The organism is Mycobacterium barrassiae (assembly GCF_025822765.1).
Taxonomy (GTDB): domain Bacteria; phylum Actinomycetota; class Actinomycetes; order Mycobacteriales; family Mycobacteriaceae; genus Mycobacterium; species Mycobacterium barrassiae.
The window spans coordinates 1-23,531 of the sequence record NZ_JACKUK010000029.1; the positions used below are offsets into that span (position 1 = coordinate 1).

Here is a 23,531-nt window from a genome sequence, read left to right on the forward strand (position 1 = left end):
CCGGAGCGTGTCAGGAGAGGTCCACGTGCCACAACACACGGACCCCAAACAGGAATCAGTTACAGATCCCTTCCTGACACCTCCGGAGGCATTTGAGAAGGACCAACTCGATCTATATCAGCGCGTCGCCGACGCGCACCGACCAGTACCCCGAAGTGACACCCTTGTACGGGCACAGCGTCTGCGTGGTCGACCGCTCGAGGTGCTCGAAGGCCACATCGGTGCGGTCGATGTAATAGCGGGTGGGCAACCCGGTTTCGAACAGCAGCACCGGAGTGTGGGTGTCCGCCAGCTGCACCCCGTTCAGCGCGATCGTGACGCGGCGATGGGACCGCAGCGCATCCACCCGCGCGTACGGGTTACGTGGGTGCCCGTATATCGGTTCGTCCTCCTCGAACCAGTCCAACGTGTCCCATCGAAACCGCACCAGCCCGGCGAAGGGGCCGTCGTCATACACCCGTGCCGACGGAAGGCTGTCGCGCAGCACGTCGGCGCGGACATCCGATACTGGGACGTAGTACTGCGGGTAGTACGGCACCTCCCACACGTACCGCGCAGCGATCGTGTCGAAGACCAATTCGGTGCCCAGGAAGCCGCGCACTCGCCGGGGCGCGGGCTCGATGCGACCACGAGCTGCCGCCATTTGCGGGTAATCCGGTGTCGGCTGCGGGGACTTGGTCATCTCGGTGCCCTTCGCTTGCTTCGGTTTCAGCTGCGCACCTGAGGCGCCCAGAAAGCACAGGTGAACCGTACGCCCGGACGCGATTTCGTAACGGCGTATTGATCTTGACTTTCACGTCTTTCGGAGCCTCCCTCCGGTACCGTTAGCACCGCTTTTCCGTCCCAGCGGCCTTAACAGGAAGATCACGATGACACAACCACCGCCTGGCAATTACCCGCCGCCACAAGCGGCGCCGAGCTCGCATCTGGTGCTCGGCATTCTGACGACGCTGTTCTGCTGTCTTCCGTTCGGCGTCGTCTCGATCGTCAAGGCGGCACAGGTCAACGGACTCTGGGCGCAGGGCCGGTACGCCGAGGCGCAGGCCTCGTCCGCCGCCGCCAAGAAGTGGGCGATCTGGAGCATCGTCGCCACCGTTCTGGTGTACATCGTCATCGGCATACTCATCGCAACGGGCGTCATCGCCGCCGACTTCGACACATCGACAACGACAACTGAGTACTAACCAGCTTCAGCGCAGCATGCCCGGCCGCCTCGGCGGCCCACTTCTGGTGGGCGCCTTGGCGGTCGGCGCATGCGCTGTGGTCTGGATCGGGGACCCGACCACGCCAGGCGGTTTCCTGCCTTTGTGCCCGACGAAAGCCCTTCTGGGCATTGACTGTCCGGGATGCGGGACCCTTCGGATGATCTACTCGCTGCTGCACTTCGATTTCCTGGCGGCGGTGCGGTTCAACGCCCTCGCCCTCGTCGCAGTGGCGTTGTTGCTCGTCGCCTACGCCGTGTGGACGTACGGTCGTGTCGTCGGGCGAAAAATCTCAGGCTGGCAGCAACACCGCTGGGCGGCGGCAGTGACGATGGTGGTGGTCACGCTGTGGTTCGTGGTGCGCAATCTGCCGTTCGAGCCGTTCACCGCGTTGCGCGTCTGACCGGCGAAATCTACTGACTCAGCGCGTGATCGGCGCTTCGAATCGCCAGCGCCGCCGCGGTAAGCGTCGGGTTGACCGCCAGCGCCGTCGGGATCAGCCCGACCGTGGCGAGATAGAGGTTGTCGGTTCCCCACACCAAACCGAAGCCGTCGGTCACCGAGTTCCCGTCGTCGACGTCACCCATGCGACACGTGCCCATCACGTGTGCGAACCCGAGGTCCATCCACTGGGGTTCCACGCCCGCGCGAAATCGACCGAGGTGCGCGGCAAGTCGGTGCTGATCGGCCAGGGCAGCGTCCATACGCCTGCGGTCCGCGGCGCGCAGCGGGACATGGAACCGCACACTGCAGTCGTCGGCGATCGTCATCGTGTTGTCAGGGTGGATGTCCACGGGACAGAACGACTGAATCTCGACGAGCCGATTGGTCGGCACCTCGAGATCGGGTGGCTGCGCGGGGGTCGGGCAGGTGTCGCGGAGGATCATCGTGTTCCAGGGCTCGGTGGGGGTCGGCGGGATCTGTAGCCGCGCCGGGATGTCGTAACCATCACTGCGGCAGAGGTTTTCGTCAAGTACCAGCTGGGAGACGAGTACCGGATGATAGGTGAGGTATCTGCCGAGCCCCTGGGATCTCAGTCCCGAGCGGTACAGCAGCAGCGGGGTGTCGAAGGCGCCCGCCGCCACGACGACGACATCAGCGTCAATGTGCTCACCGTCGGCAAGCTCCACTCCGGCGATTTGTGTGCGTTTCGGAGCGGTGAGCGCTCCCGAACGCACACAAATCACCCGGGCGGTCCGGATCGGGACGCTGGTGCCGTCGAGGATGTCGTGGGGCGCGACGTAGTAGATGGTGGACGCATTCACCAGCCGGCCTGCCATGGGTTGGCCGACGATGTCGCGGCCGTCGTCGGCGAGTCGCCCGTGTAGTCGTTCGACGATGCATCGTTGGCGCACAGAATCGTCGAAGGTGTCGTCGTGGACGTCGAGATACCGTTCGGCCTCGCCGAGATACCGGTCCCACTCGTCGACGGGCATCACCGGCCACAGTTCGAATGCGGCAGGCCGCGGGCAGTTGTTGGTCCAGAGCACCCCCTGACCGCCCGCCGCAGCGGTCGTCGAAGCACCGGGCAGCCCCTCAGGCGGCGCCCCTTCGTCGAAATACCGGAAATAGCCGGCGATTCCGGCGAAATAGGAATCCGGGTCGCGCTGAAAGCGGAGCTCGTTGCGCACGTGGCTACCGGGTGGGGACGAGATCGGCTGCCCGGCTTCCAGCAGCACCACCTGCTTCCCGGCCTCGGCGAAGCGGCGTGCGACCACCGCACCGATCGGACCGCTGCCGACGACGACCACGTCCGTGCGCACGGCTGGGTTCCTCAGGAATCGCCGGCGCGTTTGAGTCTGCCTTCCATCCGGACCTCCCGACATCGCAGTTGGCGAAACGATAAGCCGCCTCGCTCGCCTTGTGGGCGAAACGCAGACGCAGCTATGCGGCATGGTGAAAGGAGCCTCGTCGGGCAATATGTCAGTCGTGCCCGGACTGCTGGAGAACAAGGTCGTCATCGTCGCCGGGCTCGGCGGCATCGGAAACGGTCTGGCGCGCCGGTACTTCGACGAGGGCGCCCGGCTCGTCGTCGGCGACATCGATGACGAGACCGTGTCGCGCGTCGTCGCCGAGATCGACCCGTCGGGACAGCGGATGCTCGGGGTCGCGCTCGACGGCGCCGACGAAGAGTCGGTCATCTCGATCGTCCGGCTGGCGGTGGACACGTTCGGTCGGCTCGACGGTCTGCACGTCAACTTCACCAACGCCGCCGACGCGTATCTACCCGGCGGAGTCGTCGAGCTTCCGCTGGAGGCCTTCGACGAAGTGATGCGCGTCAACACACGTGGCTTCGTGATCTGCGCCAAGCACGCGATCCCGCCGATGATCGACGCGGGCGGCGGCTCGATCGTGTTCACCGCGTCCATCGACGCCTACAACGGCGCATCCACCCGGGTGTCCTACGCGATGAGCAAAGCGGCGGAATTGGCGTTGATGCGCCACATCGCCCGCAGGTACGGCCCGAAGGGCATCCGCGCCAATGCCATTGCCCCAGGCCTGATCTGGCACTACAAGTTCGACGACCAGTGGATGCCTGAAGGCGTCCTCGAGCAGACGCGTGCCCGTCAGATGATCAAATCGCGGTTCGGGAATCCGGATGACGTCGCGGCGCTGGGCGCACTGTTGCTCTCCGACGACGGCAGCTTCATCACCGCGCAGACCATCAGCGTCGACGGTGGGGTGACGTTCCGTCCGTAGTCCGGCTCAGCGGTAGTAGTTCTCGTCGCCGGTGGGGTATCCACCGCCGCGGGTCGTGACGTGCACGTGGTCGAAGTGGCCGTAGCCGCCGGCTCGCTGTCCACCGTTCGGCGTGTAGTAGACGCCGCGCCAGATGGCGTCCTGAAGGCTGAAGCGCGCCGCATTGCGCAGCACGTAGTCGACGATCTCGTTGCCGAGCGCGATGCCCTCGGCGCTACCGGGGTTGGGGATCATCACGTCAAGCGCCAGGCCGTTGGGATGCCAGCGCAGCGCGTCCGGGCGAACACCGCCGATGTTGCGAATCTCGGGGAAGGCCGCGGTGATGGCCCGCGACGCCAAGATCGTCTTCACCTGTAGACCACGTTCGGGCGCCAGCCCGACGGGCAGCGTGCGATCGACCGTCCGGTACCGCGACGCCGCGATGATGGTGTCGGGTGCACCAGAGCTCAGCGAGACCTGGCCGACGAGGGGCGCCGGGAACTGCGCCGCCGGCGCCGAGGCCACGATCGCCACGTCTCGCGGCGCAGCCTGTTCCACCGGTCCGTCCGCCGCAACCTTGGCTGGCTGACCGTCTCCTCCGACCGCGAACCACAGGGCGGCGGGGCCGAGGATCGAAGCCAGCACAAACGGCGACGTCCGTCGCGTTTTGGGTTTTGAATGCCGACCCACGCAGAGCACCATAACCGCAAATAGGTACAAACACAGCAACGAGCCGACCTGCGACGATGTTTCCGCAGGTCACAGCCCGAGATAATTTTGTTACCAGTCCGTTATCGACGGCGCTCGGTCTGGTCGCGCGCGGATACGTACACAATCGACACGTGGCAGAGCCGACCATCCAGTTTCGCCGCCTCGCCGAGCAGATCGCCGACGAGCTTCGGCGCCGCATTCTTCGCGGTGAGCTGGCCGACGGCAGCATCCTGCCCAAGGAGGACGAGCTCCTGGTCGAATTCCCGGTGAGCAAGCCGTCGCTGCGCGAGGCGATGCGCATCCTCGAGGCGGAAGGTCTGCTCCGCGTCCGTCGCGGGAAGCTCGGCGGGGCCGTGGTGCGCAGGCCCAATGCCGCCAACGTCGCCTATACGGTCGGCCTGGTGCTGGGGTCCCAGGAGGTGGGCCTCTCCGACGTCGGCAACGCCCTGCTTCAGGTCGAGCCTGCGTGCGCGGGCCTGTGCGCCCAGCGGGCCGACCGCAAGCGCGCCGTGGTCCCACAGCTGCGACGGCTGCACGCCGAGGCCGTCGAGGCGGTCGAGGACCTGCTGCTGGTGACCTCGGCCAGCCGGCGGTTCCACGAGTCACTCGTCTCCCTGTGCGGCAACAAGACCATGATCATTCTGGCCGGGGCGCTCGAGATGCTGTGGTCGGCGCATGAGACCAGTTGGTCGAGCCGGGTGACGGACGGCAGCATCGTGCCGATCGAAGAGCGCGTCGCTGTGCTCGAGGACCACCTGCAGGTGATCGAGGCGATCGACGACGGGGACGCGCGGCGGGCGTACGACCTGGCCGCGGCGCATCTCATCGACGCGCAGCACTACCCCGGATCGTCGGGCATCGTCGACCCCGCCTCGCTGCGCAACTGGGCGCACAGCCCGCCGGAATCCGATCGTTGACCGCGATCCTTATTTTCATATGATTTGGTGATGGACGACGCCGGGGTCGCCGTGACGAGCGCAGAAGCCGCGCAATATCGGGCCGCCGGCTGGTGGTCGGACGTCACCCTGTCCGATTGCGTGCACCGCAACGCCGCGTCGACGCCGGACAAACCGGCCTACATCGACTTCACCCTGGACTCGGCCGACCATCAGCTGAGCTGGGCGGAGTTCGACCGTGCGGCCACCAATCTGGCCTGCGACCTACGCGGCCTCGGTGTGCAGCGAGGAGACCGCGTCGCGTTATGGCACAAGGACAGTGCGGCCATCCACGTCGCGTTGGTGGCCATCGAGCGCTGCGGCGCCGCCGTCGTGGGGCTGGGGGCCCGTGCGGGCATCCGCGAGGTCGAGCAGATCCTGCGCACCACGCAGCCCTCCCTACTGGTCACCGATACCGATCGACACGGACCGGCGCTGGAGGCCTCCGACGCCTCGCTTCGGGTGGTGGCGTTGGGCTCCGAACTCTCCGTGGACACCGGGCCGCGGCATTCGGGTAGCGGATTGTCGCCGACGGGCCCGGACGACGTCTTCCTGATCAACTCCACATCGGGCACCACCGGTATGCCCAAATGCGTTGTCCACACTCAGAATCGGTGGCACTACTTCCATCTCAAGGCGGTCGCCAACGGGAAGCTCACCGCGGACGACGTCTTTCTGCCCGTCATCCCGACACCGTTCGGCTTCGGGATCTGGACCTCGCACACCACCCCCATCCACCTCGGGGCGACCACCGTGCGCATCGAGCGCTTCGATCCCGCCGCGACGTGCGCGGCCATCGAGCGGCACGGCGCGACGGTGTTGTGTTGCGTCAGCACGCAATTGGCGATGATCCTCGCAGATCCGGCGTCGCGGGACCACGACCTGAGCAGCCTGCGGGTCGTGTTCACCGGTGGCGAGCCACTGCCGTATACGCAGGCGGCGCGCTTCGAGGAACTGACCGGCGTCACCATCCTGCAGTTCTACGGATCCAACGAAACCGGCATGTTGAGCGCCACCACACTCGAGGACTCCCTGGACCGCAGGCTGCGCACCGCAGGCCGGATCGTGCCGGAGATGCAGGTGCGGTTGTTCGACGGTGACCGTGACGTCACCGAGTCGGGCCGCGGCCAGCCCGCGTGCCGAGGGCCCGCGCTGTCGCTCGGGTATCTCGGCGGTACCGACCACGACAAGCTGTTCACCAAGGACGGCTGGATGCGCATGGGTGACATCTGTGAACTGGACGCCGACGGCTACCTGACGCTGACCGGCCGGACATCGGACTTCATCCTGCGCGGCGGAAAGAACATCAGCGCGGTGCAGGTCGAGGAAGCGGTGGCGACACACCCCGCGGTCGCCGTGGCTGCGGCCGTGGCGATGCCCGACCCGATCTTCGGCGAGCGAGTGTGCGTCTACGTCGAACTCAGGCAGAGCGGCACACTCGATCTCCCGACGCTCGTCGACCATCTGCTGGCCCAGGGTGTCTCCAAGGAGTTGTTGCCGGAACGGCTCGAAGTGCTCGCCGAACTACCGCGCTCATCCGGCGGCAAAGTCGCCAAAGGTCAACTTCGCGAACGGATTCGGGAGACGTTATGACCACAGAAGAGGTACGGCGGGGCGGCCTGGATGTGTGGGCGCCGGCTAAGACCCCGCCCATCGGTGCCGACCTCACCGACGAACAACTCATGGCGATCGCGTTCCGACACCTCGCCGACATCGGCTTCTCGGAGAACATGGCCGGGCACATCACGTGGCAGCCCGACGGGCAGTCCGAGATGTTCGTTAATCCGTGGGGCCTGTGGTGGCAGGAGTTGACCGCATCTGACATCTGCGTGGTCGACGAGGACGCCCGTGTGGTCCGCGGCCGCTGGGACGTCACACCCGCGATCCACCTGCACACCGAACTGCACCGCATCCGGCCCGACGCACGCGTAGTGATCCACAACCATCCCTACTACGTCAGTCTCATCGCTGCCCTGGGTACCTTGCCTGAACTCGTCCACCAGACCGGGTCACTGTTCCTCGACGACATGTATCTGGTCGAGAATTACGACGGTGAGATCGACGCACCCTGGCGCGCAAGAGAACTGGCGCAACAGATCGGCGCTGCCAACCTCATCGTGCTCGCGAACCACGGCGTCATCGCCGCCGGACGCAACCTGGCCGAGGCGGTATATCGCGCGGTGTCGATCGAGCGGGTGTGCCGACTGGCCTACGACGTGATGCTGACCGGGCGGACGCCGTCGAAGATGAGCCGCGGCGACATGGTCGGTATGCAGGCGTCGCTGATCGAGCGCGCCGCCGACGTCTACTGGGCCGGGGCCGCCCGCATGACGATCAAAGCCCACCCCGATGTTCTGAGCTAGTGGCCAACCGACAACGAGAATCGAGGATTGCCAATGACTTCCATCGATGACATGGCGGCGAATCTCAACTTCACCACGGCGAAGACGGGTGCCGACAAAACCGTGACGTTCCTGCCCGAGCCCGAACGCGCCGCGCGCAGGTACACCGTGATCTCGGTCGACGATCACATCGTCGAGCCGCCGGACACCTTCGAAGGCCGCGTGCCCGCCAAGTTCGCCGACCGCGCGCCCCGGGTGGTCGACACCGACGACGGCGGTCAGACATGGATGTACGACGGCCACTCGCTGCCCAACGTCGGCTTCAACGCCGTCGTCGGCCGGCCCGTGTCCGAGTATGGCTTCGAACCCGCGCGTTTCGACGAAATGCGCCGCGGCGCATGGGATATCCATGAGCGCGTCAAGGACATGGACCTCAACGGCGTCTACGCGTCGCTGAACTTTCCGTCGTTCCTGCCGGGTTTCGCCGGACAGCGCCTCCAGCAGGTGACCAACGACCGCGACCTCGCGATGGCCTCGGTGCGGGCGTGGAACGACTGGCACATCGAGGCGTGGGCGGGTGCGTACCCCGACCGGATCATCCCGTGCCAGCTGCCGTGGCTGCTGGATCCGGAGGTGGGCGCGAAGATGATCTACGAGAACGCCGAGCGGGGCTTCCACGCGGTGTCGTTCTCCGAGAACCCGGCGATGCTCGGGCTCCCGACGATCCACTCCGGCTACTGGGACCCGCTGATGGCGGCCTGCGCGGACACCGGGACCGTGGTGAACCTGCACATCGGGTCGTCGGGTACCTCGCCGTCCACCACGGCCGACGCACCGCCCGATGTGCAGGGAGTGCTGTTCTTCGCCTATGCCATCTCCGCGGCCGTCGACTGGCTCTACACCGGGCTGTGCACCCGGTACCCCGACCTCAAGATCTGCCTCTCCGAGGGCGGCATCGGGTGGGTCGCCGGCCTCCTCGACCGTCTCGACCACATGCTGAGCTACCACGAGATGTACGGGACGTGGAAGGCGCTCGGCGAAAAGCTCACGCCCGCCGAGGTTTTCAAACGAAACTTCTGGTTCTGCGCGGTGGAGGATCAATCGTCGTTCATCCAGCACGAGCGAATCGGCGCAGACAACATCCTGCTCGAGGCCGATTACCCGCACTGCGACTCCACCTGGCCGCACACCCAGCAGACGATCCACGAGCAGATCAACGGACTCCCCGAGGACGTCATCAGGAAGGTGACGTGGGAGAACGCGGCGCGGCTGTATCAGCATCCTGTGCCGGTCGCCGTCCAGGAGGATCCCAACGCGTTCTGATCCCCTAGCGGTACCCTCAGTACCGAGTCACAGCCAGATCGGGGGCCCAGATCGGGGGTAGGCATGGACCGCGTGCTCGGCGTCTCGATGACGTCCCAAGCCGTGCGGTGGGTGCTCGTCGAGGGCACCACGGGTGAGGGCGCCACCATCGACCGCGGCACGTTCGACGTGGCCCAGGCCGGCGACCAGGACGATCTGCTCGATGTGCTGTTGACCGACGAGCCCGACGCGCGGCTCCATGCCATCGGGCTGACCTGGACCAACGAGGCTGAGAGCGCGGCCTCTGAGCTGCTGGAGACCCTGACCGCGCGTCACTACGACAACGTGATCGCGGTCTCCGAGCTCGAGGCCACCGACGTCCTGGCGTCGGGCATCGCAGGCATCGCGGACTACGAGGACATCGCGGTCTGCATCGTCGAGCCCGACTGCGCGGTCGTCGCCACCATCGGCGCCATCGGGTCCAGCGTCGACCGGTTGAGCCGGCCCTCCGACGGTACGGACGTCGTTGAGCTGCCCAGTTCGGTGATGGCGATGCTCGAGCTCGACGACTGGCGCCCCGATGCGATCTTCGTCGTCGGTTCCGCCGATGACCTCGACCTGATCAAGACGACGCTCGAAGGGGTCACCGACGCCCCCGTCTTCTCGGCGGCCGAGGCCGATCTGGCGCTCGCGCGAGGTGCTGCGCTGGCGTCGGCCCGCGCGGTGGCGGGCCTGGCCACCACCGGTGCGCACCTGCCGTCGCGGGTTCGGGCGTTGACGGCGGTGGTCGCCGCCGCCGCGGTGACTCTGGTCTTGTCGATGGCGGTCGCGCTAGGCCAGGTCCTGTCCCCCGACCCTGTCACCGCGCAGCCGCACGCCGCGGACCCCGATCCGACCGCCGAGACGCCGCCGGGGCCCGGTACGGAGGCCGCGACGAAGGTGTCGAACCTCACGGCGTCGTTGCAGGCGGCGCGCCCGGTCGTGGCACAGACCATCGCGGTGACCATTCCCGAACCGCCCGCGGCCCCCGCCTATGAGCCCCCGGCATATGTACCGCCCGCACATGAACCGCCTCCGGCAGCCCCGCCCGCACCGGTCTACGTACCGCCGGCGCCGCCGCCGGCGTATGTGCCACCGGTCGCGCCCAAGCCGCGGCTACGCGATCGGATCATCGAACGGATTCCGATCATCAACCGGTTCCACGAACCGCAGTACCAGTACCCCAACTAGTCCGACGCAGCCTATGGCACGGCCGGCGGCTGGAATGGGTTGTTCGGCACCTGAATCGGAATCGGCACCGGCACGAACGGCACCGTGAGGTAGCTCGTCGTCATGGTGGGCGTCGTGGTGGTGGTCGGCGACGTGGTTGTGGTGGTCGTCGTCGTTGTTGTAGTCGGCGTGGTTGTGGTTGTCGTCGTTGTCGTTGTCGTGGTCGTCGTTGTGGTGGTGGTTGTCGGCGGGGTCGTGGTCGGCTGGGTGGTGGTCACGTGCGTCGTGACCGGCTCTTCGGTGATCGGTGGCGGCGCCTCGTTGGTGACGGTCACGGTCTCCGGGGGCGGCGGTGCGACCGACACCGGTGGTTCGACCGTCGGCGGCGGTGGCTCGACACTGGGCGGGGGCGCTTGGGCACTCGGTGGTTTCACAGGAGTGGCGGTGCTGGGCGGAACCGTCTGTTTGGTGCTGTCGGTCGCACTCGTCAACGCGATCGCCACTCCGCCGACAGCGATCAACGCGACCGCAGCAGCAAGCCCGAACACCAGCTGGGGCACCCGCTGCCAGGTACGCGGCTCCTTCACCGGTCCCGTGGTGGGCAGGTATTGCACCGGTTGCCGCATCGAAATTGCTTCGGCCTCATACGGATTCTCACCCGTGTACGGAATCGGCTCGTCCGCGATGTCGTCGTCCTCCGACCACGCCAACGCAGTGCCCGTCTCCGATATCGGCGCATCGACCGCCGGCGCCGTACTGGTGGCCGCCTCCGCCGCAGCCGGAGCCAGACCGGTCTGCGCCTCGGCCGCAGCACCATACGCGGCGAACAGCGCCGCACCCACGGCCGCGTCGAGACCCGGCTGAGGTGTGACCACGATCGGCGCGGGGTGCTGCGAAAGGCGTTGTGCGATCAGCGGAATGCCCGCACCGCCACCAACAACGACGACAGCGGCGATGTCAGCCCAGCTGATTCCGTTGCGCTCCAATGTGTCTTGCAGCGCGGCGAGGACACCGTCGAGCGGCGCCGAGATCAGCGACTCCAACTCGGTGCGCGTCACCCCCACCGTCGACCGGTGCCCGGGCAGTTCGGCGATGACCTCGGTGGTCGAGTCGGCGGACAGCCGCTCCTTGGCGCTGCGGCATTCGTCTCTCAGCTGCGCCAGCGATCCCACCGCCGCCGTGGCCGCCGGATCGATACCGCCGGTCTCCGCGATGCCGTTGACGATGTGGGCGAGCAGCGCCTGGTCGATCTGATCGCCGGAGAACTCGGCATACCTGGTGGTCTCATCGATCGGCTCGAAGGACCTTCCGGCGTCGGCCAGCGTGATACTCGTCCCGCTCCCACCGAAATCCAGCAGCGCGATCACGCCCTGGGCCGGCAACCCTGGGTTGGTCTGCAGCGCCGTGAGCGCTACGACCGCATCGCTGACCAGCCGCGCCGGCATCCCGTTGGGAACCAGGGTCGGATCGCTGCGGAGCGCGGTGCGAAGGCTGCGCTGGGTCGCCATCCCCCAGTGGGCAGGCACTGCAATCGCAATGTCGGACGCCGGTTCAGCGCCGCTTGCGTCGACGATGTTTCCCAGCGCCTCGACCAGCAGCCGGTCGGCCTGATGTGACGAACCGTCCGGCGCGACCAACGGAACCGGGTCGCCGACGCGTTCGACAAAGCCGTCGAGTACAGAGCCGTCGGCGAAGGTCACCGCCGAACGGCGTATCACGGGTTGATTGCCGACGCGTGCCGCGACCAAGTTCGTCGTCCCGATCGACAACCCCAACGGGTCGCTCATAACGGACCACACCCTAGCCGCCCGACCTGCTGATATTCGTTAGACACTCCGTGCCAACGGCGTTCCACCATCACGGTTTTGGGACGCTGTGACGGCCGCGGAATCGGCTATGAATTCGCTGTGACGAACACGCCGCGCCGCGACCACCTGGAATCTCGGTGCACCGCAGTAGCCGGTGTGTTGCAATGGCGGCCATGGGTGACATCGACGACATCAAGCAAGTCAAGTACCGCTACCTTCGCGCGCTCGACACCAAGGACTGGGACGAGTTCGCCGACACGCTCACCGAAGACGTGGTGGGTCGATACGGGGAATCGATCGGCGAGGAGCACCACTTCACCAATCGCGATGAGCTGGTCGGCTTCATGCGCACGTCGCTCGGCCCGGAGATCATCACCGAGCACCGCGTCACCCACCCGGAGATCACCGTCGACGGCGACGAGGCGAAGGCCACGTGGTATCTGCAGGACCGCGTGATCGCACCGGATTTCAACTTCATGTTGATCGGTGCGGGCTTTTACCACGATCGGTACCGGAGAACCGCCGACGGCTGGCGGATCAGCGAGACGGGCTACGACCGAACCTACGACGCATCGATGTCCACCGAGAATCTGAACTTCAAGGTGAAAGCCGGTAGGGCGATCAAGCTTTGAGGTTCACTTCGAGATCGCGATGAGCGCGCCCGGCTGAAGCCACCGCATGATCTCGACCAGCTTGGCGTCGTCGATGGCGACGCACCCCGCGGTCGGTCCACCGTCGGTGGCGTGCAGGAAGAAGGCGCCGCCGTTGCCGGGAATGCGGGCTTTGTTGACACCCATCACGACCGCGTGCACGTATTGCGGGATATCGAGGTTCTCGGTGCCGCTGGCGGCGTCGGTGTTGAACGGGCACTGCGACTTCTCGCACACCTGCATGGTGTTGTAGGTCGGGCTCTTCATATCGCCGTCCCACCAGTGGTTAGGGCCCACCTGCACGTAGGGCAGACCACCGCCGGGGTTGGGCGCCGTCCCGAACGCGAAGTCGAGCGTGAACACGCCCATGGGCGTCTTCATCTGGCCGTCGTGTGTCTGCGGGGCCATGCCCGCGGCGCCGATGAATGCGGGGATTCCCACGGCGACGGGATGCCAGCCCGAGGCGTTGCGTTGATAGACATCCATTTTGGCGTTCGAACCACCCACGCCCACAACGGAAATGACCTGAGTGGCGTTGCCGACGGAGTTCGCGAACCACGGCGTCACCTGAGCCTGGCCCACAGGTGCCGCGCCGAGCGACATCAATGCCACACAGAGCAGGACACGGAGCCGGCGCACCCGTACATGCTAGGTGGTGGTCGGGCCACCATCGAGGAGGCCACGCAGCATTACGGCTTCGGGTAGGCCACGACCACCAGGCGGTAACCGCGGCCATCGGTATCGGTCTCATCGTGATACCGCGACGCGAGCGTCGCCAATTCTTCGGCGAAGTCGGCTCGATCCGCCGGGGAGCGAAATCGAATGGTGCTGTCGATCGACAGAGTCTCCAGTCGGTCGTTCTTCGAACGCGCCGCTCGCCAGAGTTCGCCGACCTCGCGGACGGCACGCGCCGCCAAGGCGATGAGATAGCTCGCCGACAGCCGGTTCTCGGAACGGCCCGGGTCGGTCGCCACCGGGCCGAGGGCGCTCGGCGACACCACGTACGAGGCCGCCGTCGCGACCAGGAGGCGCTCCGTGAGTCCACCCCATCGGCGTTCACCTGCGCCGGTCACCAGGTCATGGTCCTCCAAAGCGCGCAGGTGGTAGTTGACCTTCTGCCGGGAGATCCCCATGCGCGATGCCAAGCCGGCCGCCGACGCCGGTTCCGTCAGTTCGGCGAGCAGCCTGCTCCGGATCGGATCGAGGACACAGACCGCCGCGGCCGGATCGGTGATCACCTCGATATCGAGCATGGGGGGATCGTCCCGCTTGACAAAATAATTTGTCAATTCCGTGGATAGATTAAGCGGCATGAACATCCTGCCCATTCGTCGTCATCGGGGTATCCGCCAGATCGGAGAGGGCCTCGGGACGCTGGACCGCGAGGTGTTCGATGCCATCGCCGAATCGCCAAGCCCGCTGCTCGATGCCGTCATGCCGCGGTTGACCCGGGCGGCCGACCACTCCAAGCTGTGGTTCGCCATCGCAGCGGGGTTGGCGGCATTCGGCGGCCCCTCGGTGCGGCGCGGTGCGACGCGCGGCGTGGTCAGCTTGGCGGTGACCAGCCTGCTCACCAACCAGGTGGCCAAGCGGATGTGGAAGCGGCCGAGACCCAACCGCATCTCGGTGCCGTTGGCCCGGCAGACCCGACGTATGCCCACCTCGAACTCGCTGCCTTCGGGGCATTCCGCGAGCGGAGCGGCATTTGCCGTCGGCGTGGGGCTGGAGAGTCCGCCGCTGGGGTTGGGGCTGGCGCTGCTGGCGGGTCTGGTGGGAATGTCGCGCATCGCCACCGGAGCGCACTACCCGGGCGACGTTCTGGCGGGGTTCGGCATCGGCGCGGGCGTGGCCGTGCTGAGTTCGCGGATCGTCCCGCCGGTGGTACCGACGCGGTTTCCGACCGCCGATCCGTTGGTCGTCGATGCACCGGAGCGACAGTACGGCGGCGGTGTGATCCTCGTCGTCAACCCGGCGTCGGGCGGCGGGGCGGGAGCCGAGGTCATCGATCAGGTGCGAGAGGCGTTGCCGCGCACCGAGATAGTGGAGCTTGACGAAGGTGACGACGTCGAGAAGGCGCTGCGCGTGGCTGCCGAAAGGGCAGAGGTGTTGGCAGTCGCCGGGGGTGACGGGACGGTGGCATGCGCGGCAGGAATCGCAGTCAACGCCGGCATCCCGCTGGCGGTCTTTCCGGGCGGCACGTTCAATCACTTCGCTAAGGACATCGGCTGCGAGACGGTGGCGAAGACGATCGACTCGATCAAGAAGGGCACCGTGTCGTGCGTTGACATCGCCTGCCTCAACGAAACCGACATGGTGATCAACACCGCGAGCATCGGTGCCTACCCGATGTTCGTCCAAACGCGGGAGAAGTTGGAGCACAAGATCGGTAAGCCGCTGGCGGGTATCTACGCGATGTTCCACACGCTGCGCCATGGTGAACCGGTACGCATCGAGTACGACAACAAGTCGCTGCAGACCTCGCTGTTCTTCGTCGGCAATTCCGTGTATCTGCCTTCGGGATTCGCGCCGTCACGCCGGGACCGGATGGATGACGGCCTGCTGGACGTCCGGATCCTCGAGACGGGTCGCCGGCTGGCCCGGACGCGGATCCTGGTGGCGCTTGCCCTGGGACGGTTGACGCGCAGCCCGCTCTACCACGAGATGCGAGTGCCGGAATTCTCGTTCACCGCCGTCGACGGCCCGACGATGCTGGCTCATGACGGCGAGATCGGGACAGAGGTCGGCAAAGCCACGTTCAGCGTGCAGTATCGAGCGCTTGCGGTGTATCGGCCGCTGTCGTGACCGGAGGCCGTGGCGGCAGGATCAGTAGGCAGGCGACGAAAAAGGCGTAACCCAAGGCCCATCCGGCGATGATGTCGGAGGGATGGTGCACGTTGAGCACGACGCGTCCGATTCCGATGAAGATGACGATCAATGTGCCCAGTGCGACCAGCCACCCTCGCAGCGGCGGCCGGACGAAGGGCCAGATGATCGTCATCAATGCGAGCACGGCGACCAGAACGCCCAGCGCGTGGCCGGACGGAAACGACATGGACTGCGCGTGCACCATTGCCGTTGCGGGCCGTGGTCGCCCTGCGATGTACTTCGCCAGCTCGATGAGGGGTCCGGACAACCCCGCGGTGAGCACCAGGAATCCGGCAAGCCTCAGATTGCGGCGCCACAACGCCACCACGACGATCACCAGGCCGACCAGTCGAAAGGCGGCCGGGCCCAGCACCGTGCAGAAGATGTCCCACCCGGTCACCCAGCCCGGATGCCGGACGCCGTAGTCATGCGCGAGGTCCAACGCCCACGAGTCCATGACGGTCAACCAGTTCCACTGCGACACATAGCCGATCCACATCAGCACGTACACGCCGAAGGCCGCCGCAGCGGTCCCGAGGAGCCAACGTGTCCTGGCTGTCATACGAATAGCTCTACCAGCCGACGCGCCTGCCCGTCAGGCTGGCTGGGCTTTTCCACCGAAGTTCCTCCACAGCGCCCTCGACAGCCTCCGCAGCTGAGCTACATTGCCTGTATGGCGGTGTTCCTGCGCAAGCTGCTCCGTATCGGCGGGCTGCCCGACGAACTGCGCGCGGACGCCGAGGCCGAGGGCATCTTCCACCTCGCCGAGTACGTGCCGGTGACCCGGCGGTTCAGCGGCAAGATCCCCGGCAAGCGCGCACACGGCGACGTGGCGAGCTACGTGGGTTCGTTGGTGCTCAGCAATCAACGGATTCTCGGCACACTGTCGACGGTGCCGAAGCTGGCAGGTCGCACCATCGATCAGCGTTGGGACGCAGAGCAATCCGGCACAGTGACGGCCGAGCTGTCTGAGAGTGGGCTCCATATCGAGGTCAACATCAACGCCGTCGACGCACGGTTCGAAGGTCAGCTCTCGCTGCAGTACAAGACGGCGATTCCGCCCGACGTGCTGATGCGTGTTCCGCGGCGGTCATTGGCCTTCGATGTGCCGCCTGAATACGTGTTCCGCGCGGTCGGCGTGCCCTACCACCCGTAGCTCAGCCCACCCGGGGATGGGCCGCTGGCGGGGGATAAGTTTGCTTGTGATGAGTCAAAGGGTTGCGGGATGCGCAGCGAACCTGTTCCGTGGTTCGACGATGCGGAAGGGCCCTGAGTGACAGAACCAAGACGAGACAACCTGCTCATCGTGCATTGGCACGACCTCGGCCGGCATCTCGGCGTATACGGGCACGACGACGTCTCCAGCCCGCGGCTTGATCAGTTCGCCGCCGAGGGCATCCTGTTCACCCACGCACATGCCACCGCACCGTTGTGCTCGCCGTCGCGCGGCTCCCTGTTCACGGGGCGATACCCGCAGAGCAACGGCCTGGTCGGGCTGGCCCACCACGGCTGGGAATACCGGGCCGGCACCCGTACCCTCCCCCATCTGCTGTCCGAATCCGGCTGGTACACCGCACTATTCGGGATGCAGCATGAAACGTCTCATCCTCCGAAGCTCGGCTTCGACGAGTTCGACGTGTCGAACTCGTACTGCGACTACGTCGTCGAACAGGCCACCCGGTGGCTGTCCGATCCGCCATCCCAACCGTTCCTGCTCACCGCCGGGTTCTTCGAGACCCACCGACCGTATCCGCGCGAACGCTACGAGCCCGCCGACGCCTCCGGTGTGGCCGTCCCCGACTACCTGCCCGATACCCACGACATCCGGCAGGACCTGGCCGAGTTCTACGGCGCCATCTCGGTCGCCGACGCCGCCGTCGGTCGGCTGCTGGACACCCTCGCCGAGACCGGCCTCGACCGCACCACCTGGGTGGTGTTCATGACCGATCACGGGCCCGCGCTTCCGCGCGCGAAGTCCACGCTCTACGACGCGGGCACGGGGATCGCGATGATCGTGCGGCCACCGCAGGACATGGCCATCACACCGCGGGTTTACGACGAGCTGTTCAGCGGCGTCGACCTGGTGCCCACACTGCTCGACCTGCTGGGCGTCCACATCCCCGCGGAGGTCGAGGGTATTTCGCACGCCGACAATCTGCGTCGTGCACAGAGCGTGCCTGCGCGCACCGAGGTCTACACCATGAAGACCTACCACGATTCGTTCGACCCGATCCGCGCGGTGCGCACCAAGGAGTACAGCTACATCGAGAACTACGCGCCGCGGCCGCTCCTCGATCTGCCCTGGGACATCGCCGAAAGCGCACCGGGTCAGACCGTTGCGCCACTGGCGCAGGAGCCGCGTCCCGAACGGGAGCTCTACGACCTCACGGAGGACCCCACGGAGTCACACAACCTGCTAGCGCCAGGCGCGTCCGACAAAGCCGAGGCCATCGCCAACGACCTCGCCCTGCTGCTCAATGACTGGCGTCAGAAGACAAACGACGTCATCCCGTCGGACTTCGCGGGCACCCGGATCGCGGAGCGCTACACCGAAACTTACTTGCGCATTCACGGGCTTTCGCTCACCAGCCGGTCTGCCATCGCATCCGAACGAGGCATTGAGGAGCGCGAGATCTCCGGGCAATAGTTTCTGTCACGGTGATTGTTATCGCCCAGTGTGCCAGGCGATTTGAATGCCGTTAGGCTCACGCGCATGTCAGCCCATCCGACTGCCTATCTCGTGCTCGCGTCGCAGCGCAGCGGCAGCACGCTGTTGGTCGAATCTCTGCGAGCAACCGGTGTGGCGGGTGAGCCGCAGGAGTTCTTCCAGTACCTGCCGACCACCAGTCAGTCGCCACAGCCGCGGCAATGGTTCGAAGGTGTGGAGGACGAATCGATCCTCCGCCTGCTTGATCCCTTGGACGAGGGAAAGCCCGACCTCGCGCCCCCGGAGATCTGGCGGGACTACATCCGGACGGTCGGCCGGACCCCCAACGGGGTCTGGGGCGGCAAGCTCATGTGGAACCAGACTCCGCTGTTGTTGCAGCGGGCCGAGGGTCTGCCGGACCGATCAGGTGACGGCCTGCTGTCCGCGATCCGCGACGTGGTGGGGTGCGATCCGGTGCTGGTCCACGTGTATCGACCAGACGTTGTCTCCCAGGCAGTTTCGTTCTGGCGGGCGGTGCAGACCCGGGTCTGGCGGGGTCGGCCGGACCCGCGACGAGACTCCCGCGCCGAATACCACGCGGGTGCCATCGCGCACGTGATCAAGATGCTGCGCGCGCAGGAGGAGGGTTGGCGCAAGTGGTTCGCCGAGGAGGACGTCAGGCCGATGGAGGTCTCCTATCCGGTGTTGTGGCGCAACCTCACTCAGATCGTCGGTGACGTCCTCGAGGCGATCGGCCAGGACCGGCAATTGGCTCCGGCGCCTGTGCTGGAGCGCCAGGCCGATCGGCGCTCCGACGAATGGGTGGACCGGTACCGCGCGGATGCGGAGCGGCTGGGGCTGCCGACATGACACCCGCTTCGGCGGATGTCTAATTCACCTGGGCGACAACGAATATCCTGCGGAAGGGGAAGAACGTCTTCCCGTCCGGACGCCTCGGATACGCCGCATCGAGCATCGGGATCAACTCGTCTCGAAACTGTTGCCACTGCGCGTCGTTCAGTCGACTCCGCACCGGTCGCAGCGCGGTCCCGCTGATCCAGCCCAACACCGGGTTCTCACCGGTGAGCTCGTGGATGTACGTCGTCTCCCAGGCGTCGACGCGGCACCCGGCGTCGGCCAACAACGCGGCGTAGTCAGCAGGACCATCGACCTGACCTTCGCGGAAAGTAAAGTCGCGCAACGACTCTGCCCACCGATCCTGGCGTGCCAGCGTACGCACCGCCTCGTGCGACGGGGCATCGAAATTTCCAGGAACCTGCATTGCGATCCACGATCCCGATGAGAGCTGCCCGGCCCACCGGACCAGGAGCTCGGCGTGGTCGGGCACCCACTGCAGCACGGCATTGGTCACCACGACGTCGGTGTCGGGCTGCGGTTCCCACGTCCGCACATCGCCGACCCGGGCGTCGACGCCCCGCTCCCGCGCCGCGTCCACCATCTCCGGAGAGCTGTCCCAGGCCTCGATGACGGCATCCGGCCAGCGCTGTGCAAGGGCTAGGGTGAGATTGCCCGGACCGCAGCCCAGGTCGACGACACGCCGCGGCGATTCGGCGGCCACCCGCGACACCAGGTCGTAAAACGGTCTCCCCCGGTGATCGGCGAACGACAGATAGACCTCGGGATTCCACATTCCGCCAGTCTGACACTCGGCGCGGCTACCATGCGGATGTGACCAGTTCGGACACCACTCCGGTCGATCCACCCATCCCCGTTCCCGACGTCCCCGGCGCCGACGCGACCGCCCGCGGCCTGCCCCGTCGTGTCGATCTGACGTTGCGCCAGCGGCTCATCGTGGACTCCTCGGCGGTAGCCGACTTCGCCCTGCGCACCGCGATCGCCTCGCTGATCGCGACGACGATGCTGCCGACGCTCGTCGGCGGGCTGCGCAGCAGCCGGGCACGCGCCGAACAAGATCAACTCAGGTTCTACTCCGAATTGGCCGCCGCGCAGGATCCTGCGTTGTCCTTTCCGGCGCCGACGTCCGTGCCTCGAGTCGCGTCGCGGACGGCGAACCCGCTTGCCGAATGGATCGCCAAGGGCAACGTGCAGAACATCCGGTTCGACAGCAGCTTCGAGGCTGTCAACCCGGCGTTGCGCGAGCAGTGCCGGGGTTTCACACGTAACAACGTGGTGCATGCCCAGCACTGGCGGCACGACGATGGACCTCATCCGACGCTGTGCGTGATTCACGGGTTCATGGGGTCGCCGTATCTGTTCAACGGCTTGTTCTTCTCACTGCCGTGGTTCTACCGCTCAGGCTATGACGTGCTGCTCTACACCATGCCGTTCCACGGCAGCCGCGCCGAAAAGGGTTCGCCGTTCAGCGGTTACGGCTTCTTCTCGCACGGCTTCTCGGGTTTCGCCGAAGCGATGGCGCAGGCCGTGCACGATTTCCGGTCGATCATCGACTACCTGGAGTTCACCGGGGTCGACCGCATCGCACTGACCGGCATGTCGCTCGGCGGATACACCTCGGCGTTGATCGCCAGCGTCGACGACCGGATCCAGGCCGTCATTCCGAACGTTCCCGTCGTGGCACCCGACCAGACCGTCGACGAGTGGTTTCCCGCCAACAAAGTCGTCCAGTTGCGAAGTCTGTTGTCACACACGGATTCCGAGCTCACCAGGGGGGCGGCGCTGTACTCGTCGCCGCTGAACTATCAGCCGCTGGTGCCCAAGGACCGTCGGTTGATCATCACCGGCCTCGGTGACCGGCTCGCACCTCCGGAGCAGGCTGAAATGCTATGGGAGCACTGGGATCGATGCGCATTCCACTGGTTCCCGGGCAACCACATCCTGCATGTCAGCCAGCCTGACTACCTACGCAGGATGACCCGCTTCATGCGCGACTTCATGTTCGACTAGCGATCGTCCACCCACCGGCCATCCGTCCGGTTCCAAGAGGCCGGTCGGCAGCGGAGCGGCCGGAATGTCCAGCCGGTCCGTCGATCCCGGGGCCAGCGCGGTGAGCAACGGCCGTTGGATGCCTCGCTGCGCCACGAGGCCGGGCACCGGGGTGCCGCGCACCGCGTCGGCGGTCCGGAACGCGCACAGCGCGCGAACTTCCGGATGTGCCGACGCGCCACTGAATTCGATCGCCGTCCACGTTTCCGCCGACTGCGCCCACACTTCGGCCAGCCGCTCGCGCAGCCCCCCGTCGACAGGTATCGCGTACGCCGAGATGACCCCGCTGTCGCCACGCACTCCACTCCAGGTCTCGCGGTCACCGTCGGCGAGCAGTGTCGGGGCATCGCCGACGACGGCCGCTGACAGACCCGTCTCGCGGAGATGGTCGGCCAGTCGGCGACCGACGATTTCGGCGGTCTCGAGTAAGGGCAATTCAGCCGACCGGGCGCGCAACACAGTCAGATTGTCGATCGCGTTCAGCGTCAGGCTGATCCACGTCGCACTGGCGCTGCCGTCGTCGAGGTTGGTCACGCGCACCTTTTCGCACCGGACACCGAAACGCTCCACATAGCCGGCCACCAGCGGCAGCGACAGGCCGACGCCAGCCGGATCGTCAACGCGCAGGACAACGGTGACGGCGCCGGATGGCTGCGCTTTGCGCTTGGAATGGTTGCGGCGAAACACCGCCACCCGACGAGCGATCATTGTTGTCACGAACAACCCACGCCACCAAGCGAATACGACCACGACGACAGCGATCGCGATGCCGAGGATCCACCAGTCGAGGTCGGACTGCCAGGGATAGGCCAGCGCCGCGAGAACGACGGCCAGGAATACCAACGTCAATCGGATGGTCACGATGCCTCCGTCTTTCGTCTATGTGTCGCGACCGCCGCAGTGACAGCGGCGATCAGAGCCAGCACGCCGGTGCCGACGAATGCGATCGTGCGCGGCGTGTTGTCCGGCGGTGCGGGTTGCGGTGGTGCGGCGATCGGTTTCGGTTCAGGATCGCCGTCGCCATCGCCGGTGGCGCTGACGTCCCACGTCAACGACGCCACCGGATCGACAAGGCCGGCACCGGTCAGGTTGGACGGTGCGCGGGCGGCCCCCTGCGCGCCCGCCGTGAGCCGGTCCACCACCTCGGCGGCGGTCAGGTCTGGAAACCGGCTGCGCACCAACGCCGCAACGCCCGAAACGTAAGCCGCGGCGAAGCTCGCGCTGTTGATGGGAAAGAGTTCCCCTTCGGCATTGGGTAGCGCGTTCGCGAGGCCTCCTCCGTCGGCGTTGCCGACCGAGGCGATGTTCTCCCCCGGGGCAGCGATCCCGACCCAGGGTCCGGCAGCTGTGAATGCGGACGGTTCCCCTGAGGAATTCACCGACCCGACGGACAGCACGTACGGCTGCCACCACGACGGGATCGAAATCTCTGTCACCCCGGCCCAGTTGCGCGGGTCATCGGGGCGGCTCGGATCCGACAACGGATTCGACGGGCATGCCGAGCCCGGGTTCAAGCCCGCCTGGTTGTTTCCCGCTGCCGCGATGATGACGGCGTCCTTCTGCACGGTGGCGTAGCGCAGGGCCGCACCGAGCTCGGTCTGGTCGACGGTCTTGTTGGCGGGCAAGCACGTCACTGCGGAGATGTTGATGATGCGCGCGCCCAGATCGACCGCGCGAACGATCGCCCTGGCCAAGGTCGCTACGTCGAGAGCCACGCGCGCAGTCGTCTGATCAGCACCAGGGGTGCGGGGTCCGAACCGTGCCGACGTCGAACGGATCGACAGGATCCGCGCACCGGGCGCAACACCCGAGAAGCCGTCGGCGCCGGGCTGTCCGGCGATCAGGCCCGCGACCAGCGTGCCGTGTCCGTCACAGTCCGACAACCCGTCCGTCGCCTCGACGAAGTCACCGCCAGGGTCGACGTTCGGCAGCCGAGGCCCCGGCCGCACACCTGTGTCGATCACCGCAACGACCTGTCCGTCACCGCGGCTGTACCGCCACGCGCCGGAGAGGTTGAGCATCGACTGGTTCGGCCCGGACGCACCGGGATCGGTTCCTGGCAGCACGCCGGTCACCACACAGGGGCTGCGCTGCGTCATCGGCTGTACCGGTCCGGGGGCGCCCGACGGCGGCACCGCGGCGGGATCGACTTGCGGCGGCGTGATCGCCGCTGCCGCAGGACAACTCAGCGCCGCGACGGCAAGCGGCACCGTCACCACCGCGAGGAGCGTGCGCACTTTTGTGTGCCTCACCGAT

23 protein-coding genes and 1 pseudogene are annotated in these 23,531 nt (G+C 66.4%); 14 read left to right on the forward strand and 10 right to left on the reverse strand.

Features of this window, described 5'->3' with window-relative positions:
* Nucleotides 1-124 precede the first annotated feature (124 nt).
* Nucleotides 125-682: pseudogene (locus tag H7J93_RS19645) on the reverse strand (DUF427 domain-containing protein); the annotation flags it as partial.
* Between the two features lie 187 nt (nt 683-869).
* On the opposite strand from H7J93_RS19645, the gene H7J93_RS19650 reads away from it, so the two are divergent.
* Together H7J93_RS19650 and H7J93_RS19655 are read left to right on the forward strand one after the other, a co-directional pair.
* Nucleotides 870-1,184 (forward strand): CD225/dispanin family protein, encoded by a 315-nt coding sequence (locus H7J93_RS19650; protein WP_267307987.1) that lies wholly within the window; start codon nt 870-872, stop codon nt 1,182-1,184.
* A 16-nt stretch (nt 1,185-1,200) separates the two neighbouring features.
* Nucleotides 1,201-1,605 carry a DUF2752 domain-containing protein gene (locus tag H7J93_RS19655; RefSeq protein ID WP_267307988.1) on the forward strand — a complete coding sequence of 135 codons (405 nt, stop codon included), beginning with the start codon at nt 1,201-1,203 and terminating at the stop codon, nt 1,603-1,605.
* A gap of 10 nt (nt 1,606-1,615) precedes the next feature.
* Here the strand turns inward: H7J93_RS19655 and H7J93_RS29295 are convergent, their stop codons facing one another.
* A complete protein-coding gene (locus H7J93_RS29295; RefSeq protein ID WP_267307989.1) occupies nt 1,616-2,965 on the reverse strand; it encodes a GMC oxidoreductase in 1,350 nt (449 codons plus the stop codon).
* 157 nt (nt 2,966-3,122) lie between these two features.
* Between H7J93_RS29295 and H7J93_RS19665 the strand changes: the two genes are divergently transcribed.
* Nucleotides 3,123-3,902 (forward strand): SDR family NAD(P)-dependent oxidoreductase, encoded by a 780-nt coding sequence (locus H7J93_RS19665; protein WP_267307990.1) that lies wholly within the window; start codon nt 3,123-3,125, stop codon nt 3,900-3,902.
* A 6-nt stretch (nt 3,903-3,908) separates the two neighbouring features.
* Here the strand turns inward: H7J93_RS19665 and H7J93_RS19670 are convergent, their stop codons facing one another.
* A complete protein-coding gene (locus H7J93_RS19670; RefSeq protein WP_267307991.1) occupies nt 3,909-4,571 on the reverse strand; it encodes a VldE C-terminal domain-containing protein in 663 nt (220 codons plus the stop codon).
* A 152-nt stretch (nt 4,572-4,723) separates the two neighbouring features.
* Here H7J93_RS19670 and H7J93_RS19675 point away from each other — a divergent pair, with 152 nt between their 5' ends.
* The 5 genes from H7J93_RS19675 to H7J93_RS19695 all read left to right on the forward strand — a co-directional run bounded on the left by H7J93_RS19675 (nt 4,724) and on the right by H7J93_RS19695 (nt 10,401).
* Complete coding sequence (locus tag H7J93_RS19675) at nt 4,724-5,509, forward strand: FadR/GntR family transcriptional regulator (RefSeq protein WP_267307992.1); 786 nt, start codon at nt 4,724-4,726, stop codon at nt 5,507-5,509.
* A gap of 30 nt (nt 5,510-5,539) precedes the next feature.
* The gene (locus H7J93_RS19680; RefSeq protein ID WP_267307993.1) at nt 5,540-7,120 is read left to right on the forward strand and encodes a class I adenylate-forming enzyme family protein; all 1,581 of its coding nucleotides are present in this window, start codon (nt 5,540-5,542) and stop codon (nt 7,118-7,120) included.
* Nucleotides 7,117-7,890, forward strand: coding sequence for a class II aldolase/adducin family protein (locus H7J93_RS19685; RefSeq protein WP_267307994.1), 774 nt, complete (start codon nt 7,117-7,119; stop codon nt 7,888-7,890). Before H7J93_RS19680 ends, H7J93_RS19685 begins: the two co-directional genes overlap by 4 nt.
* A 33-nt stretch (nt 7,891-7,923) precedes the next feature.
* Entirely contained in the window at nt 7,924-9,192 is a 1,269-nt protein-coding gene (locus H7J93_RS19690; RefSeq protein ID WP_267307995.1) for an amidohydrolase family protein, read from the forward strand.
* Between the two features lie 63 nt (nt 9,193-9,255).
* A complete protein-coding gene (locus H7J93_RS19695) occupies nt 9,256-10,401 on the forward strand; it encodes a DUF7159 family protein (RefSeq protein ID WP_267307996.1) in 1,146 nt (381 codons plus the stop codon).
* A gap of 11 nt (nt 10,402-10,412) precedes the next feature.
* Here the strand turns inward: H7J93_RS19695 and H7J93_RS19700 are convergent, their stop codons facing one another.
* Nucleotides 10,413-12,167, reverse strand: coding sequence for an Hsp70 family protein (locus H7J93_RS19700; protein ID WP_267307997.1), 1,755 nt, complete (start codon nt 12,165-12,167; stop codon nt 10,413-10,415).
* Nucleotides 12,168-12,361: 194 nt separating this feature from the next.
* Between H7J93_RS19700 and H7J93_RS19705 the strand changes: the two genes are divergently transcribed.
* Entirely contained in the window at nt 12,362-12,820 is a 459-nt protein-coding gene (locus tag H7J93_RS19705) for a nuclear transport factor 2 family protein (protein ID WP_267307998.1), read from the forward strand.
* Between the two features lie 3 nt (nt 12,821-12,823).
* Here H7J93_RS19705 and H7J93_RS19710 read toward each other — a convergent pair whose 3' ends face one another.
* Both H7J93_RS19710 and H7J93_RS19715 read right to left on the reverse strand, forming a co-directional pair.
* Entirely contained in the window at nt 12,824-13,477 is a 654-nt protein-coding gene (locus H7J93_RS19710) for a L,D-transpeptidase family protein (protein WP_267307999.1), read from the reverse strand.
* A gap of 50 nt (nt 13,478-13,527) precedes the next feature.
* Nucleotides 13,528-14,091 (reverse strand): winged helix-turn-helix domain-containing protein, encoded by a 564-nt coding sequence (locus H7J93_RS19715; protein WP_267308000.1) that lies wholly within the window; start codon nt 14,089-14,091, stop codon nt 13,528-13,530.
* A 58-nt stretch (nt 14,092-14,149) separates the two neighbouring features.
* Between H7J93_RS19715 and H7J93_RS19720 the strand changes: the two genes are divergently transcribed.
* The gene (locus H7J93_RS19720; RefSeq protein ID WP_267308001.1) at nt 14,150-15,640 is read left to right on the forward strand and encodes a bifunctional phosphatase PAP2/diacylglycerol kinase family protein; all 1,491 of its coding nucleotides are present in this window, start codon (nt 14,150-14,152) and stop codon (nt 15,638-15,640) included.
* Here the strand turns inward: H7J93_RS19720 and H7J93_RS19725 are convergent.
* Entirely contained in the window at nt 15,594-16,265 is a 672-nt protein-coding gene (locus tag H7J93_RS19725; RefSeq protein ID WP_267308002.1) for a phosphatase PAP2 family protein, read from the reverse strand. The two genes, H7J93_RS19720 and H7J93_RS19725, sit on opposite strands and share 47 nt — an antisense overlap.
* A gap of 111 nt (nt 16,266-16,376) precedes the next feature.
* On the opposite strand from H7J93_RS19725, the gene H7J93_RS19730 reads away from it, so the two are divergent.
* From H7J93_RS19730 to stf0, 3 genes are all read left to right on the forward strand, one after another.
* The gene (locus tag H7J93_RS19730; RefSeq protein ID WP_267308003.1) at nt 16,377-16,859 is read left to right on the forward strand and encodes a mitochondrial porin family protein; all 483 of its coding nucleotides are present in this window, start codon (nt 16,377-16,379) and stop codon (nt 16,857-16,859) included.
* Nucleotides 16,860-16,976: 117 nt separating this feature from the next.
* Complete coding sequence (locus H7J93_RS19735; RefSeq protein ID WP_267308004.1) at nt 16,977-18,350, forward strand: sulfatase family protein; 1,374 nt, start codon at nt 16,977-16,979, stop codon at nt 18,348-18,350.
* 66 nt (nt 18,351-18,416) lie between these two features.
* Complete coding sequence (stf0, locus tag H7J93_RS19740; protein WP_267308005.1) at nt 18,417-19,220, forward strand: trehalose 2-sulfotransferase; 804 nt, start codon at nt 18,417-18,419, stop codon at nt 19,218-19,220.
* A 19-nt stretch (nt 19,221-19,239) separates the two neighbouring features.
* Here stf0 and H7J93_RS19745 read toward each other — a convergent pair whose 3' ends face one another.
* Entirely contained in the window at nt 19,240-20,001 is a 762-nt protein-coding gene (locus H7J93_RS19745; RefSeq protein ID WP_267308006.1) for a trans-aconitate 2-methyltransferase, read from the reverse strand.
* A 38-nt stretch (nt 20,002-20,039) separates the two neighbouring features.
* Between H7J93_RS19745 and H7J93_RS19750 the strand changes: the two genes are divergently transcribed.
* Nucleotides 20,040-21,236 carry an alpha/beta hydrolase family protein gene (locus tag H7J93_RS19750; RefSeq protein ID WP_267308007.1) on the forward strand — a complete coding sequence of 399 codons (1,197 nt, stop codon included), beginning with the start codon at nt 20,040-20,042 and terminating at the stop codon, nt 21,234-21,236.
* Here H7J93_RS19750 and eccE read toward each other — a convergent pair.
* Both eccE and mycP read right to left on the reverse strand, forming a co-directional pair.
* Nucleotides 21,192-22,136, reverse strand: coding sequence for a type VII secretion protein EccE (gene eccE, locus H7J93_RS19755; RefSeq protein WP_267308008.1), 945 nt, complete (start codon nt 22,134-22,136; stop codon nt 21,192-21,194). The two genes, H7J93_RS19750 and eccE, sit on opposite strands and share 45 nt — an antisense overlap.
* Nucleotides 22,133-23,527 (reverse strand): type VII secretion-associated serine protease mycosin, encoded by a 1,395-nt coding sequence (gene mycP, locus H7J93_RS19760; protein WP_308204934.1) that lies wholly within the window; start codon nt 23,525-23,527, stop codon nt 22,133-22,135. Before mycP ends, eccE begins: the two co-directional genes overlap by 4 nt.
* Between the last annotated feature and the right edge of the window lie 4 nt (nt 23,528-23,531).